Source organism: Pedobacter sp. MR22-3, from assembly GCF_026240075.1.
In the GTDB taxonomy this organism is placed as follows: domain Bacteria; phylum Bacteroidota; class Bacteroidia; order Sphingobacteriales; family Sphingobacteriaceae; genus Pedobacter.
In genome coordinates, this window is record NZ_JAPIVF010000005.1 from 121,654 (window position 1) to 137,668 (window position 16,015).

Sequence of the window (16,015 nt, forward strand, 5' to 3'; positions counted from 1 at the left end):
ATCATAATCCCACACCATTATTAAAATCAACTTATTATGGATAGTAATCTTTTGCCATTGGTATCATGTATATGCGTGACTTATCAAAAACCATTGTTATTAAAAAGGGCCATTAATTGCTTTCTGGCACAGACATATCCGAATAAACAGCTCATCATTCTTTATGAGGATCATGATTCGGCTACCTATGAATTTATAAAAACAGAAAATCTTCCCGCAAGTATAAAAGTGGTAAAAGTACCTGGCTCACCAAAAGAAACGCTAGGCACATTGCGTAATACAGCCATCGACGAGGCTGACGGTTTGTATGTTTGCCAGTGGGACGACGACGATTGGTATCATAATGGGCGGTTGCTCACTCAATATGAAGCTATAATTGCGGCCAAAGTTTCGGGTGCTATCTTAACTCAATGGCTTGTTTTTGATGGTAAAAGTGGGCGGGCCTTTAAGTCAAATGTGAGGAATTGGGAGGGTAGTATCATGTGTAAAAAAGACCTGATTCTTGAAAAAGGATATGACAATGTTGCCAGGGGAGAAGATACGAGTTTGATTGATTATCTGGTAGAAAAAAATTGTCTGACTTTTATGAATGATATGGCAGGTCTTTATATCTATGTTTATCATGGCAGTAATACGTGGGCATATAATCATTTTAATGAGATTTTTGACCAGAGTGAGGAACTGTTTTTGCATTCCGAATGCATAAGTGAAATCCTTAAGGGAATAATTCCTATTTCTGAGGCTTCCCTTCTCTTGTCCAACTACCTGATAGTGAAAAGTGATAATGTCACTTATACTTTATTGGATTAATATGGAAATAATTCCCAAAAGTATTCACCTTATTAATAAAACAAATGAGGTCCACGAAAAGTATCAAGAATATTTAGCCAGCATTAGAAGGCTTCATCCGCATTGGAATATCAAGATATATGATGATATAGAGGCCAGAGGTATTGTAGCACTTGAAATGCCGGAAATTCTCAAAACATATGATAGTTATGAATGGGATATTCAAAGAGCTGATCTTTTTCGATTAATAGTAGTTTATCTATATGGGGGGTTTTACATGGATCTCGATATGCTATGTCTTCGCAATATGGATGATTTATGTCATAATCGGTTGGTATTAGGAGAAGAAAAAACAATGACAAGCGACGAATGTCGCGCATTTGGGTTAAAACATGAACTTCGAATTGCCAACTATATGTTTGGTGCAATCCCGCGTCACACTTTCCTTATTAGTGTAATTAATACTATAGCTGAGGCAAACCACATAAAAATAACGAAAGAGGATGATATATTGGAGAGTACTGGACCTGGCTTGCTAACAAGGGTATATCATCAGCAAAAGAAAAAATATGATGATATCACATTGTTGTTCAATAAAGGCCAAAAATGCATGAAATGGTGTGATACGTTTTCATGCCATTTCGGTGACTACGCCGCTCATTTTCATCATGGAAACTGGCGTTGGGAAAATAAGTAATTTGTGTCCCAGAGTTTCTTGCCTTAAGTAGTATTTATTTAAGTAAAATATCCATTCTATGTTTATTTATAAATACATACCTGCATACTTGGGTATTGTTTTATGATTAATGCAAATCAAAAACATTTCTAACCATTAAATTCTAATTCGAAACAGTATGATCTTATTGATTATTCTTAATTGCATTTATGTAATAAAAGTTTTGCTCTATTTCTGTTTACCTAAAAAGCAAAAGGTAGTTGCCGACGCTGACCGGGTTATAATAGATGATATGAATCCGATCGGGGTTGATATTATTGTGCCCATGTTTAATGAAGAAAAAGTTATTTTAGATACCATTGAGGCATTGAACAAAATAAAATATTCGAACTATACTATTATCCTAATTGATGATGGTTCTACGGATGGAACGTTAGCTTTAATCCGTCAGCACTACGGAAATTATCCTAATATCAAAATTCTGAGTCAGCCGAACAAAGGAAAAGCGGCCGCGCTAAACCGAGCTATCGAAAATTCTTATAATGATATTATTGTTTGTATTGATGCGGACACGCTCATAGAATCGGATTTAATAGAAAAATTGCTTCCTTATTTTGAGGATTCACAAGTTGCTGCGGTAGCTGGAAACATCAAAGTATGCAACAGAAATAATCTGATTACCAATGTGCAGGCAGTAGAGTACACAACCTTATATAATTACGATAGAAAACTTTTTGAATCTGTCGATGGTATCTTAATTATCCCAGGTGCACTTGGCGCCTTTAAGAGAGAAATTGTATTGTCGTTAGGTGGATACAGAAGTGATACTTTAGCTGAAGATACGGAATTGACTTTACGGATATTATGCAATAATTATAAAATTCGTAACGCAACAGATCTGGTTGGCTATACCGAAACACCAGCAAGTCTAAAAATGTTTTTGAAACAGCGTATACGGTGGAAAGTCGGTACTTTTCAGGTACTAAAGAATTATCCGTTTTCACACCAAAATAAGGTATTATCATATATTATTATCCCTTATGCCTGGATATTTGGAATGATTCTTCCAATAGTTACGCCTCTTATTGATATTATGTTTTTTTATCAGGTATTTTTTAAACGCGATTTTTCGACGGTAAATCTTTACCTGTCATTTATACTAATCGATTCTGTTATCTGCTCTGTTATTATTCTTTTGATGAAAGAAAATCCATTTCAGATCCTTTTTATAGTTTTTCAAAGATTTATTTTAAGACAGTTGTCTTTATTTACCTATGTTGCAATAATAATTAAAGCCATTACCGGAAAACTCTTTAAATGGGATAAAATAACCCGCTATGGAAATTCCAAAGCGGCTACAATCAGGGCGTTAGCTGAAATGCAAGAGAAATAGAATCCATTAAATACTACCTTAATGCAAATTCATTTTAAAATATCAACCTGCGCTATTTGGATTAAAGGCTTCTGTGTTTCAAAGGTTTCTGAATGTCGGAGAAAATTTTAAGACCATATCCTTTTTTGATTAACTGAATAATGAGGTATTTTCCAGTTCTACCACTGCCACCGAAGACGGCTATCTTTATATTCTGATTCATTTTTTCTTATAAAATTGTTAATATTTATTTAAAGACTTCAACATTTTGCTTAAACCTGTTTACAGAATCGATGTTTGATTCTTTAACAAAGTCAATATTTTACAAGACAATTTTAATAAGACAAACATATATAAACTTTTATGTTCGTCCTATAATAATCGAGGTCTTAATTACTTGCTAGTGGCGTAAATTATTATTCCCTGTTTTTTAAGAGATGTAATAGTTATTATTGTAAGAGGGTTTCGTCCTAAAATAGGTTTACAATTGTGTAAACCTATTTCAGGACGAGACAAACAAAAAAAGCTCATCTTTCGATGAGCTTCCAATTAGTAGAGTTAAACCGCTAGAAATCGAACTTGTATGAAGATTTTGAAGCGATAGTAAATTTTGAAAAATTATTGAAGAACAAGATATTGATGATTGCTACAACACCAGTGTTTTTATCTGTTATACGCCTTTAAGCCATTTTCCAGAAATTTTTTATAGTGGGCTATTTCGTAATCTGCACCTTGAGGCTGAATTAAAATCTCTTCTGATCTTGGGTTAAGCAGCACATAAAATGGCTGTGAATTGGACTTGAACTTTCTTGCCTGAAGGTCGCTCCATTTTTTGCCAATCGTATTCAGTTTCCTGCCTTCCGGGGTAACGACTATATCTGCTGGATCTACTTCTGATTTATCATCTACATACAGCTGGATCAGTACATAATCATTGCTAAGCATATTATAAATATCTTTGTCCGGCCAAACGTTAGCCTCCATTTTTCGGCAGTTTACGCAGGCATGTCCGGTAAAATCTATCAGCAAGGGCTTGTTCAGTTTTTTTGCAGCAGCTAGTCCTTCCTTGTAATCGAAATATGCATTCAGCTTTAACGGGGCGTGGAATTTATCAGCATATTTATGAGGGCCATCATTTGTTGCCGGCTGTTTTCCTGCCAATAATCCTATGGTGTAAAGGTCGAAGTCCTGGGTTTCCTGAGGCGGCAGGAATGCTGAAACGCTTCGTAGTGGTGCACCCCACATTCCCGGGATGAGGTAAACCGTGAAAGCCAATACTACAATTGACAGGAAAAGCCTGGGTACGGAGATAAATGCCAGCGGGCTGTCATGCGAAAATCTTAGTTTACCGAGCAGATAAATCCCCATCATCCCAAAAATTACAATCCATAAACCCAAAAATATTTCCCTGTCAAACCATTCCCAATGGTACGCTAAATCTACATTGCTCAGGAATTTAAGTGCAAAGGCCAGCTCCAGAAAGCCCAGAACCACCTTCACACTATTTAACCACCCGCCAGATTTAGGTAATTTGTTCATGGCAGAAGGGAATAATGCAAATAAGGCAAAGGGAATAGCAAGTGCTAACGAAAAACCAAACATCCCAATTGCGGGGCCTAAGAGAGCACCCGTAGTAGCTGCCTGGACCAATAAAGTGCCAATGATGGGGCCGGTACAGGAAAAAGATACCAGTGCCAGAGTTCCAGCCATGAAAAACAGACCTGCCATCCCACCTTTATCAGAATTGGCATCCATTTTATTTACCCAGTTAGAAGGCAGGGTAATTTCGAAAGCCCCAAAAAAGGAAGCTGCAAAAATAACCAGCAAAAGGAAAAAAAAGAAGTTAAATATGCCATTCGTTGATAAGCTGTTCAATGCATCGGCACCAAAAATCACAGTGACCAGCAATCCAAGCACCACATAAATAAGTATAATGAAAATTCCATAAAGTGCTGCCCGTCTGAAAGCCCTGCCTTTTTCGGAGCCTTTTGTAAAAAAACTAACTGTTAGAGGAAGCATAGGAAAGATGCATGGCATTAGCAAAGCTGCCATACCACCCAGAAAGCCGGCGATAAAAATCCCCAATAATGTTTTATTTTCCTGCTTTGGCACAGAAACAGGTTTGTTAATATCTGTATTTTCGGCTGCTTTTATAGTGTTCGGGGCAGTTTTGAATGAGCTGCTGTCAGTTTCTTGCCTGATCTCCGTAAAATTGAGATCATCAGTATCAGTGTGTTCCTGTGCATTGCCACTTAAGGACATTGCACAAAACAACAGAAAACCAAAGCATATTTTTTTGATGTATATCATATGCGTTATAATGACTAGTTCACTAAAATACTGAAGTCTATCTGCTCCGGTGGCAAGCATTGTTTATCATTGCACACCATAAATTCTATACTGCCCTTCACGGTTGCACTTTTACCTTTCAGTTTTAACTTTTGCTGAAATATGGCCGACTTTTCAAAATAACTTACGTTCATTTTAAAGGTAGATTCGTATTTAGAAACCGCTTTTGGTTCGGCTGTGCTTCCAATCAGCACATAAGCCACCGATGAGGGAAAAGTAAAGGTTGTTTTAACCGGCCCGCCTTCCTTAACAAACTGCGAATAGAGGTGCCAGCCCTGATCTATGTTGGCTTTGATGAATACAGTAGCCGTATTTGGCCCTGTTTTTTTTGCTGCATAACTCCATGTTACCGGTTTCAGGATCTGGCTATATGCACTGACCTTAATCAGGCATAGAACGGAGAGTAAAAAAATGATTTTTTTCATGTTTGGTTGGTTTGTGTTAGTGATGTTTATTATAGCCTGCTAAAGGCCTTGTAATCGATAAAATCTATTTCTGGTGTCAGGTATCCTTCTTTAACCGGTTCCACTTTCATTAAGTCAGTGCTTAAATATTTTTTGTTGCTGTCAGAGAAAATAGTTACCACACAGTTTTCTATCCCCATTTTCTGTTGTTGTTTTATGGCGCCGATAACATTAGCCCCAGATGATATGCCTACTGCCAGACCTAATTTTTCGGCTAATTTCTGTGCCATTAGAATCGCATCGCCGTCATTTACCTGTACAACTTCATCCAGTTCGCCAAGTTTAACAATGTCAGGGATGAATTCATCTGAGATCCCTTGGATCCTGTGGCTGCCCACTTTGTAGCCTGTCGTTAATGTTGGTGATTCTGCCGGCTCCAGGGGATGTACCTTGATGTCTGGATTTTGTTGTTTCAGGAAATTACCTACTCCCATTATAGTCCCACCAGTACCTACTCCAGCTACAAAAGCCTGAGGGGTAATATTTTTTAAACGCAGCTGTTCCCAGATTTCTTTTCCTGTGGTAAGCTCATGTGCTTCCGGGTTAGCGGTATTCTCAAACTGTTGGGGTAAAAAAATGTTTGGATGATTTGTCGCCATTAATTCTGCAAGCTTGATACTGCCTATAAAGCCACCTTCTTCCTTGCTGACAAGAATAATTTGCGCGCCTAAACTTTTGATGATATCCATCCGCTCCCTGCTCAACCAATCTGGCATTATGATCGTAACAGGATGACCCAGTGCCTTACCAATAGCAGCAAATGCAATTCCGGTATTCCCGCTGGTAGCTTCCACAATTCTGTCACCAACGTTTATCCTGGCCTGGGCGTACGCTTTCTTTAAGGTATATAAGGCCATTCTGTCTTTAATGCTTCCGGTTAAGTTATAGTGTTCACATTTGACGTAAATTTTGCTCTTATTGCCTTTGTAGGAATAAGTTAGTTCGAGCATTGGCGTATTGCCAACCAGAAGCGATAAATGCTCAAATTTCCCCTCTATATCAGCCAGCAGCGTTTTTCCTGTTAATGTTTTCATGCCCTGTTTTAAATTCAGATTTAATGTGAATTACTATGACTTAATTTCGGTAAAATTCTATATTATAATTTTTCAAATCAATCAAGTTAGTTTTTACCGTAAAATTTTAGCTTTTTTTAAATATTTATAATGATTAATTCAGTAAGACAGTGTTTTTTAAAAGCATACTGTATTTTTTTACGATTTAGTCAATAATAATATGATGCGACGGGATTACACCAGATTGATATAGAAATTTTAAAATGCTTACAGCATGATGCTTCATTAATCAATAGCGAAATTTCTTTTAAGCGCCATAAATTTATAGCAACAATAGGTGAGCGTATTCGAAGATTGTAAGAAAAAGGCTATCTTAAAAGAATTGTGGCATACTGAATAGAAAGAAGATCAACAGAAATCTAACCGCTCTTTCGATGTATTATTAACGGAACACACAGCAAACCTTGATGGAGTTTGAAACGGAAGTGTCTAAATTTTAAAGAAGTCATGGAATGTTGCAGATGACACAAAACAGGATGTATCACTTCCAAATGATAAATCCTGTTTTTTTTAGCTAAAAATCAATAGCTGTCAATATTTTTTTTAAGTTACGCATTGTAAGATAGCCTGTAAAAACTTTCTGAATAATGCGGGAAACACACTCTTCATTCATTTTCCAGGAGTCAAATTATTTTGCGATTGATATGATGTGTTAGGTATTAACCGAATAATACAATACATGTTCTGACAACCGTGGTCCGTTCACTTTCATATGCAAATACAAATAATTATAATGGATGATTGTCGAGAAACAGAATTAAGTCTAATACCCAAAAATTTGTTCCAGCGTTAATGTAGTCACCTTACCAAATTGCTGCATATCTTCCGTTTTTACATTTTTCGCTGAAGCAATAATACAGTACTTATAAGGCTTTTCAGCTACATGGTCTTTATGAAAAGCTTTGATATCTGCAAAATTCAGCTGCTTAACGCCTTCATATAAGTCGATCCTGGAATCGTGATCCAAACCCCGCTTTTGATCAGCAAAATAGGCAGATATAATGCGTTCACCGGTAATCCTGTTGGTTTCCAGTCCGTTCAATGCATTGCTTTTAGAAACTTCGAAAGATTTGTTTACCTCAGGCAGATTGGCGAGCAACTCGTTCATACTTTTTACAGCCTCGTTCATCTTATCTGCCTGGCTTCCCACATAGGCAGTCATTACATTTAACCTGTCTTTTTGGTTGGCGGAAAGGTAAAATGCCTCGGTAGAATAGGCCAGACCTTTAGATTCCCGGATGGACTGGAAGACGACGGATCCCATTCCATCACCAAAGTAACTATTAAATAAGGCAATCTTCGGTGCCAATTTCGGCTCGTAGGTTTCAGTGTTACGCACCCAGGAGACTTCAGCTTGCACCATATCGTAGTCAAAAAAGTAAACTTCATTCGAATCAGTCGGAACAGGGATATATTCTTTGGCTGCAGGTTTGGGAATAAATGCTTTTGGCAAATGATGAAGTTTGCTGATACCTGACGTAAACTCAGCCATTGTTTCCGGACCATAATAGGCAATAATGTGCTTATACTTAGTTAAATTGTGGAGCAGTGAAAGCAATTGCGCTGAAGTAATTTCTTTCACATCATTGTTGCTTATGTTATTATTGAACGGATTTTTAGCCCCATAAAGGGCATAGCTTTCCAGCCCGACCTTAATATAATCTTTGTCAGTTTTGCTGTTTTCTCTATCTTGTAGTATTGCATTTTTCAAGTCTGCCAATGCCCCCTCGTTGGCCTTACAGCCGGCAAAAATTTGCTCGACCAAACTTACCGCCTGGGCAAAGTTCTCCTGCAGGCCACTGATGGTAATGGAAGTGGTTTCAGCACCTACACTGAAGTTGTAGTTACAGGCAATATTGTAAAATTGCTTTTTGATCTCTTCTGCACTGTACTCTTCTGTGTTTAGGAATGGCAGGTATTGCGCGGCATAAGTTAATAATGGTAAGTTCCAGCTACCTACGTCAAACCTGTAGGTTACACTAAAGATACCATTGTTTTTATTTTGCACAGTTACCACATCAGCAATCCCTTCTTTGCCAAAATTAAGATCCTTTTTATAATCCAGAAATTCAGGCAGGATGGGCTTAACAGGCATGGCAAAAAGTGCCTTCGCAAATTCAGAAGTCGCCAGTGCATTGGTATTTATCGGGGTGATGATTGGCTTTTCTACTTTTGTAATGGCTTTATCTGCGCCCTGATGCTTATAGGTAACTACGTAATTATCCTTAAAAAATTGATTTGCAAAATCTGTAACCTGCTTTTTTGTAATTCTGCTCATGGCATCCGGAGCGTTTAATGTTTTATCCCAGTTTATGCCACGATTTAAGATGAACTCACGTACAATTGCATTCACCCGGGATCGGTTTTCGCCAGATTCTTTTAACAGGTTCAATTTTTGATTGGCTACCGTGGCTTTGATTAAGCTTTCATCAAAATGGCCTTTTTTAAGCAGATTAATTTGCTCTAACAATAACTGACGGGCCTGGTCTAACGTTTGTCCTTGTTTAGGCTGCGCAAATAATTGGAAAACCCCATAGTCTTTCATTTGCTGATAAGCACCACCAGCGTATTGAACTTTTTGCTGCTGATTAAGATTGATGTCACCCAGTCCAGCCTTTTCGTTAAAAAGAATACTTGAAATCAAAGACAGCATTCTACTTTCCATTGTAGACTGTGCGCCACCGCGATAGGAGATCCTTACTCTGGGCGAACTTGGACCATATACATCAATCTTTTCAATTTTCGTTCTTGTTTTCTCGGGTGCGGGATTGTAAAAATCTAACGGTTCAGGCTTCATATAGGCGAATGATCGGTCGATCTTTTTAATCAGTTCATCCGGGTCGAAATCACCTGCAAAAACCAATAGCATATTGTTTGGAACATAATACCTGTTATAGTATTTCCTGATCTCTACCAAGGATGGGTTTTTCAAATGTGCTATGGTGCCTATAGTCGTTTGCTGTCCATAATTATGCGTGGGAAACAGTTTCGCGAAGGATTGCTCATCTACTTTCCGGTCATCATCGTCTAAACCCCGGTTTTTCTCTTCATATACGGCTTCCAGCTCCGTATGAAAAAGGCGGAATACCGGATTGCGGAAACGCTCCGCCTGCAAAGCCAGGAACTGATCGATGGCATTGGAAGGAAAGTCCTCTTTATACACGGTTTCTTCATACCAGGTATATGCGTTGGAAGACTTTCCACCTATGGATTTCATCACCTTATCGTACTCGCCGGCAATAGCGTAGTTTGAGGCCTCACCAGAGACCCTGTCAATTTCTGCATAGATTTCCTTTCGTTTTACCGGATCTGTTGTTTCATGATATTCCTCATATAAAGCTTCTATCTTATTCAGCAAAGGTTTTTCTCTGGCATAATTCAGGGTACCATATTTGTCTGTACCTTTAAAGAGCATGTGTTCCAGGTAATGCGCAAGGCCGGTGGCGTTTTTTGGATCTGTATTACTTCCGGCCCTCACAGCCAGCCTGAATTCAATGACTGGTGCTTTGGTATTTTGTGAAAGCACCACGGTGAGGCCATTCTTTAAGGTATAAAAGCGTGATTTGGTTGGATCATTGGTGACATACTTATACGAATAGCCACCGGAGGTTGCCGTTTTCCACTGATAAGTGTTTTGGGCCATTAAGCTTAAACATGTAGTTTGCAGGCCCGCCAGCAATAGTAATTTGAATTTCATGGGCATGATTATTAATAGCCAAAAATCTGTTTGAGGCTTAGTTTCGTTACCGGGCCGGTTTTTTGCATCTCTTCCATTTTTACATCTTTTTCCGAGGCAATTATACAGTAGTAATAAGGTTTGTTTGCCACCTTTTGCTCATGGAATGCCTTGATAGCTGAGAAGTTTAAAGCTTTTAGCCCCTCGTATTGGTCGATCCTCGAATCATAGTCGATACCCAATTGCTTATCCTTAAAGTATGTCCTGATGATCTCCTCTTTATTAATCCGTTCAGTTGCTATTTCATTTAACGCATTGGCCTTAGCAAGTTCAAAAGCGTGATCTTCTTTCGGTAAATTGTTCAGCAAATCGTTCATGCTATTGATGGCATAACCCATTTTATCGGCCTGACAGGTGAGGTAGGCAAACATAGAATATTCTTTAGCCTTTTTCTTAGGCGATGAATATAAGGCGCCGGTAGAATAAGCCAAAGCTTTTGAGCCCCTGATGGTTTGAAACACTACTGAACTCATACCCTGACCGAAATAACTGTTAAATAAATTAATCTTTGCGGCTTGAGCGGGATCATAAGGCCCGCCATTATTGCGCACCCAACATACCTCTGCCTGTACCATGTCGTATGGCGCAAAATAAACCTGATTTTTAGCTGCTATGGTATACGTAAATTTTTTAACCGGTGGATCTGCTACGAACTGATCGGGCAAATGATGAAGCTTTCCAATATCATCTGTAAAATCGGCCAGCGGCTTTGGCCCGTAATAGGTGATGGCATGCCTGTATTTACTAAAGTGATGCAACATCGAGAGCAGTTCTGCTGATGAAATATTTTGTATCTCCTCATTGCTCAATTTATCGTTAAATGGATTGTTTGGCCCATATTGTGCATAGATGCTGATACCCCTTAAGATATCATCTTTGCTTAATTTGCTGTTTTCCCGTTCTTTGATGATCCCATTTTTAAGTTCGGCCAAGGCCTGCTCATTGGCTTTACAATTTGCAAAAATATATTCTACCAGATTTACGGCTTTGTCAAAGTTCTCCTGTAAACCGCTAATGGAAATGGAAGCCGTTTCGTTTTCAACAGAGAAATTATAATCGCATGCAATTTGATAAAGCTGTCGCTTAATCTCTTCTGAAGTATATTTGTCCGTACTTAAAAAATCCAGGTATTGCGCAGCATATGGCAATAGCTTCAGGTTCCAGCTGCCTACATCAAATTTATAAGACAAGCTAAACAGGCCATTCTCTGTATTTTGAACGGTCACCACATCAGCTATTCCTACCTTAGACAAATTCAAATCTTTTTTATAATCTAAAAATCTGGGCGCGATTGGTTTTAGCGGCATTGCATAAATTTTCCTGGCAAATGCTGATATTGCCGACGGATTCGTATTGATTGGCGTAATTTCAGGCTTCTCGACTTTGATGGTTTCTTTATCTTCACCCTGGCATTTATAGGCGACTACATAATTGTCTTTGAAGAATTTGTTGGCAAATTCTACGATTTCCTTTTTGGTAATCCTGCCCATCGCCTCCGGCATGCTTAAGGTTTCATCCCAGTTTTCGCAACGGTTTAACACGAACTCTTTAACAATTGCATTTACACGCATGCCGTTATCGTCAAATTCATAAAGTGAATTCAGCTTGTTATTGGCAACAATTGCCTGGATCAGACTTTCATCGAAATTACCTTGTTTAAGTTGTGCAATCTGCTCCAGCAATAGCTTTTGGGCCTCTTCCAAGCTTTGACCTTGTTTAGGGCTTGCATACAAACTGAACACGCCATAATCTTTCATCTGATAATAATTTGCACCCGAACTTTGCACCTTTTGCTGCTGGTTCAAATTTACGTCCGTAAGACCAGCTTTGTCGTTTGACATAATACTGGAAATGAGTTTAAGCAACATGCTTTCCCTTGTATTTTGAGCATAGCCCCTGTAAGATATCTTAACATTTTCCTTATTCGGACCATAAACAACGATCTGTTGAACTTTAGTCAATGGCTTTTCAGGCGCAGGATGGTATAACTGCAGTGATTTTGCCTTCATATAGGAAAAAGCACGATCAACTTTTCTGATCATTTCGTCCGGATTGAAATCGCCGGCAAAGGCAAGGACCATGTTATTCGGGACATAATATTGATTATAATATGCCCTGATGTCGACGAGTGATGGGTTTTTCAAATGCGCTATGGTGCCGATTACGGTTTGCTGTCCATAATTATGGGTAGGAAACAATGCGGCTAAAACTTTTTCATCCATCTTAGAATTGTCATCGTCTAAATGGCTGTTCTTTTCTTCATATACGGCCTCGAGCTCGGTATGAAAAAGACGGAATACCGGGCTTCGGAACCGTTCTGCCTGTAAAGCCAGGAATTGATCAACGGCATTAGACGGAAAGTCTTCGTTATAATCTGTTCCTTCATAGAGCGTATGGGCATTAGTGGTTTTGCCACCGATTGATTTCATCATCCGGTCGTATTCATTGGCAATTGCGTAGTTGGAGGCCTCATTTGAGATCTTGTCAATTTTCGCATACATCGCCTTCCGTTTTACCGGGTCAACGGTTCGCCTGTACTGTTCAAATAACTTCTCTATTTCATCCAGAAGCGGTTTTTCTTTGGCATAATTAAGGGTACCGAATTTATCGGTACCCTTAAAAAGTAAATGTTCAAGATAATGTGCTAAACCAGTCGTATTTTTGGGGTCGGTATTGCTCCCCGCCCTCACGGCCAACCTGAATTCAATAACCGGATTCTGTGTATTTTGTGACAAGACCACAGTGAGTCCATTCTTTAGGGTGTAAAAGCGGGATTTCGTGGGGTCATCAGTTACATATTTGTAGGTATAACTACCGGAAGCAGCAGTTTTCCATTGATGGTTTGGTTGTGCCACTAAAGCTGTTTGCGTAAACAGCAGCGTAACGAAGACCACTAATTGACATTTCTTAAGCATCAGTTTTCTTTAATTAAAGATTTTATCCAGTTCCATTTGTAGTTCTTCACCTCTAAGGTTTTTAGCCACAATCTTTCCATTCGGATCTAAAAGCAGGTTTTGGGGAACTGAGGTTACCCCATACAACCTGGCTACCGAATTTTTCCAGCCTTTTAAATCACTCAACTGGATCCAGGGTAAGCCATCTGCTTCAATTGCTTTTAACCAGGGCTCTTTTTTATCATCCAGGGAAATGGAAATAATTTCAAAATTCTTGTCTTTAAATTTCTGGTAAGCCTTTAACACTGTTGGATTTTCTTCCCGGCAAGGTGCACACCAGCTGGCCCAAAAATCGACCAGAACATACTTCCCTCTTAAAGAAGATAGGGTTACGGGCTTTCCTTCAGTATTGTTCTGGGTAAAATCCAACGCCTGCTGCCCAATGCCGGTTTTTTCGGCCATGGCCAATTTAACCTGTAAATTCTTGCCAATGGCCGTGTTTTTCATTCTGGGGCTCAAACGTTTCAAATCACGCTTTAGCTTTTCCAGTTCAACCGCGCCGTCATTCCTTTCATTAATCAAATCAAGACTTACATAAGAGTCTGGATGCTGCTGGATAAACGCATTTTGTACCTTACCAATTTCGCTATACAAGCGCTGTAGTTGCGGCGCAAATTCATTCGGCGCATCTTTACCCGTGCTATCCTCCTTGCTGTTTCTGAAACTGCGCATCACCTGTTCATTCAAGACCATCTGCTTTGCCTCCAGCGATTTTAACTGAGATTTTAAAAGCAGGTAATCCGATTGTGCGGGTCCGCCTTTAATGGTGGCGTTACTGATTTGATTGCCTACAATGCTGATATTGGTGTTTTCTAAAAAGAATGTCTGATAATTTCTGGAATAGAAATCATCGTTATTTGCCGTTTCTTTGTTTTCTTCGGTCGGTTTTAAATTGAGGTATGCTTTTACAACAGCATTCACTTTGCCTTTAAATGAGAAAGAACCGTTTTTGACTACAGCAGAATCTTTCACTTCCTGTTTTTCAGTCCGATATTCCAGCATCACTTTCTGACCATCATACTTAGCTGGAATTTTTCCTTTAATGGAAAAGCCGGTTTGCGCGTTTACAGAAAAAGCGGCCAGGCCAATTACTGCAGTAACTAGTATTTTTAACATGTTTTTTGAATTATTTAGAAAAAATTATGGTTTACATTTATGGGTTGTTTTCCATACCCGGATTCTCATTAATTACCTTTTGAGGAAAACGGAGTGTAAAACGATTTGGCTTTAAGGTAAATGTCTTACTGACCGTACCTGTTGCCGAATATAATGTGTGGGTATAGGCATTGGAACTAAAGAGTGGATCTACTGAAAGCCTTCTCATGTCGAACCATCGGTAACCCATGGCTGAAAATTCTCTGATGCGCTCATCAAGGATATATTTCAACAAGGGCAGCTGCTGATTGGCAACGGAAGTCGGTACCTCGTAGCTATCTGACGGCAACCTTCTGATACGCAGGTATTCCAAATCCGTTTTCGCGCCAGATAAATCGTTGGTACGTGCCTTACATTCTGCACTCAGGAGATACAAATCCGGAATAACCACCCCAAATTGAATGGTGCCAGGACTGGTCCTTCTGAGAAAACCCTGAGGGTATTCAGGACCGAAGACGGCATTTGACGAATAAAAATTCAGCCTTAAATCTGACGGTTGATACAAATCAACCGTCTTTTTATCGAGTACAAGTGCATTTCCAAAAGGTCCGTCGTTATAACACTGTTTTCCATATATATTTTCCTGAATTCCATCCAGGTTTGGATATGGAACGCCAAAATCGTCAATTGGCGTAAATTGTCCGCCTGGCGCAAAGCTTACATTATAATCATAAAGCCCTACCGGGATGGATGCATTGGCCAAGCCTTGTATCGATGCATTTAAATGGGGTAGCGCATCTGAAAACTTGCCCATATACACATATACCTTACCTAAAATTCCTTCAGCCGCAGGTCTCGACATCCGGATGCGGGAGCTTACTTTCTGAGGCAGGTTAGGAATAGCACTAACCAGGTCGTTTATAATAAAATCATACACATCTTTTACGCTTGCCCTTGTAAATTTTGTTTGCGTGACATCGGGTGCGGTTACAATCGGGAAACCCGGATCACTGGCAGATGTCGTGGCATTATAGGGCTTACCGAAATAATTAATCAATAGAAAATAGGTCCATGCCCTGCCTGCCATTGCTTCAGCCTTGATGGACGATTTTTGTAGTTCGGTTCCATCTGTGGCATTGGGCAATTCGGTAATAATTTTGTTGTAGGTATAAATATTTTTCAATGGGGCAGAAAGTTCGCCGGCATCTTCATTAGGTTCATAAACTACATCGTCCCAGCGGAACAAGCGCTGTGTCCTTAAAGTCTTTCCGCTGTAATAAGGTTCAATTGCAGCCATTTCATCGCCCAAAGTGATCTGCGCATTTGAGGAGATTTGATTAATCAGGTCCAGGTTATTGAGCAGCAAATTATAGTCTGATACGGTTTGCGCAATTAGCTTGCCTTTCGGAGTCACTTCCAGAAAAGACTTTTTACAGGAGAAAAAAACGGTTGAAAGCAAGGCAAGCACAACCGCAGTTTTTATATTTTTAAATATCTGTTTCATGTT

The 16,015-nt window shown here is 39.2% G+C and carries 10 protein-coding genes; 3 read left to right on the top strand and 7 right to left on the bottom strand.

Going from position 1 to position 16,015, the window contains the following annotated elements; translation table 11 throughout:
* The first annotated feature begins 36 nt into the window (after positions 1-36).
* From OQ267_RS13045 to OQ267_RS13055, 3 genes are all read left to right on the top strand, one after another.
* On the top strand, positions 37-810 hold the full coding sequence (locus tag OQ267_RS13045) for a glycosyltransferase family 2 protein (protein ID WP_265836259.1): 774 nt from the start codon (positions 37-39) through the stop codon (positions 808-810).
* A 1-nt stretch (position 811) separates the two neighbouring features.
* Positions 812-1,486: a glycosyltransferase family 32 protein gene (locus OQ267_RS13050; protein ID WP_265836260.1), complete on the top strand. Its 675-nt coding sequence runs from the start codon at positions 812-814 to the stop codon at positions 1,484-1,486.
* A 271-nt stretch (positions 1,487-1,757) separates the two neighbouring features.
* Positions 1,758-2,858 carry a glycosyltransferase family 2 protein gene (locus OQ267_RS13055; protein WP_265836261.1) on the top strand — a complete coding sequence of 367 codons (1,101 nt, stop codon included), beginning with the start codon at positions 1,758-1,760 and terminating at the stop codon, positions 2,856-2,858.
* A 642-nt stretch (positions 2,859-3,500) separates the two neighbouring features.
* Here OQ267_RS13055 and OQ267_RS13060 read toward each other — a convergent pair.
* The 7 genes from OQ267_RS13060 to OQ267_RS13090 all read right to left on the bottom strand — a co-directional run bounded on the left by OQ267_RS13060 (position 3,501) and on the right by OQ267_RS13090 (position 16,012).
* On the bottom strand, positions 3,501-5,147 hold the full coding sequence (locus OQ267_RS13060) for a protein-disulfide reductase DsbD family protein (RefSeq protein ID WP_265836262.1): 1,647 nt from the start codon (positions 5,145-5,147) through the stop codon (positions 3,501-3,503).
* Positions 5,148-5,161: 14 nt separating this feature from the next.
* Complete coding sequence (locus OQ267_RS13065) at positions 5,162-5,611, bottom strand: protein-disulfide reductase DsbD domain-containing protein (protein ID WP_265836263.1); 450 nt, start codon at positions 5,609-5,611, stop codon at positions 5,162-5,164.
* A gap of 29 nt (positions 5,612-5,640) precedes the next feature.
* The gene (locus OQ267_RS13070) at positions 5,641-6,684 is read right to left on the bottom strand and encodes a PLP-dependent cysteine synthase family protein (RefSeq protein WP_265836264.1); all 1,044 of its coding nucleotides are present in this window, start codon (positions 6,682-6,684) and stop codon (positions 5,641-5,643) included.
* A gap of 802 nt (positions 6,685-7,486) precedes the next feature.
* Complete coding sequence (locus OQ267_RS13075) at positions 7,487-10,420, bottom strand: M16 family metallopeptidase (protein ID WP_265836265.1); 2,934 nt, start codon at positions 10,418-10,420, stop codon at positions 7,487-7,489.
* Positions 10,421-10,431: 11 nt separating this feature from the next.
* On the bottom strand, positions 10,432-13,374 hold the full coding sequence (locus OQ267_RS13080) for a M16 family metallopeptidase (protein WP_265836266.1): 2,943 nt from the start codon (positions 13,372-13,374) through the stop codon (positions 10,432-10,434).
* Between the two features lie 9 nt (positions 13,375-13,383).
* Positions 13,384-14,529 (bottom strand): TlpA disulfide reductase family protein, encoded by a 1,146-nt coding sequence (locus OQ267_RS13085; protein WP_265836267.1) that lies wholly within the window; start codon positions 14,527-14,529, stop codon positions 13,384-13,386.
* A gap of 37 nt (positions 14,530-14,566) precedes the next feature.
* Entirely contained in the window at positions 14,567-16,012 is a 1,446-nt protein-coding gene (locus OQ267_RS13090; protein WP_265836268.1) for a RagB/SusD family nutrient uptake outer membrane protein, read from the bottom strand.
* Between the last annotated feature and the right edge of the window lie 3 nt (positions 16,013-16,015).

Bases quoted from the DNA above. Each gene is read 5' to 3' on its own strand.
- OQ267_RS13070 (WP_265836264.1), bottom strand. From the start codon at position 6,684: ATGAAAACATTAACAGGAAAAACGCTGCTGGCTGATATAGAGGGGAAA.
- OQ267_RS13080 (WP_265836266.1), bottom strand. From the start codon at position 13,374: ATGCTTAAGAAATGTCAATTAGTGGTCTTCGTTACGCTGCTGTTTACG.
- OQ267_RS13075 (WP_265836265.1), bottom strand. From the start codon at position 10,420: ATGAAATTCAAATTACTATTGCTGGCGGGCCTGCAAACTACATGTTTA.
- OQ267_RS13060 (WP_265836262.1), bottom strand. From the start codon at position 5,147: ATGATATACATCAAAAAAATATGCTTTGGTTTTCTGTTGTTTTGTGCA.
- OQ267_RS13045 (WP_265836259.1), top strand. From the start codon at position 37: ATGGATAGTAATCTTTTGCCATTGGTATCATGTATATGCGTGACTTAT.
- OQ267_RS13090 (WP_265836268.1), bottom strand. From the start codon at position 16,012: ATGAAACAGATATTTAAAAATATAAAAACTGCGGTTGTGCTTGCCTTG.
- OQ267_RS13050 (WP_265836260.1), top strand. From the start codon at position 812: ATGGAAATAATTCCCAAAAGTATTCACCTTATTAATAAAACAAATGAG.
- OQ267_RS13085 (WP_265836267.1), bottom strand. From the start codon at position 14,529: ATGTTAAAAATACTAGTTACTGCAGTAATTGGCCTGGCCGCTTTTTCT.
- OQ267_RS13065 (WP_265836263.1), bottom strand. From the start codon at position 5,611: ATGAAAAAAATCATTTTTTTACTCTCCGTTCTATGCCTGATTAAGGTC.
- OQ267_RS13055 (WP_265836261.1), top strand. From the start codon at position 1,758: ATGAATCCGATCGGGGTTGATATTATTGTGCCCATGTTTAATGAAGAA.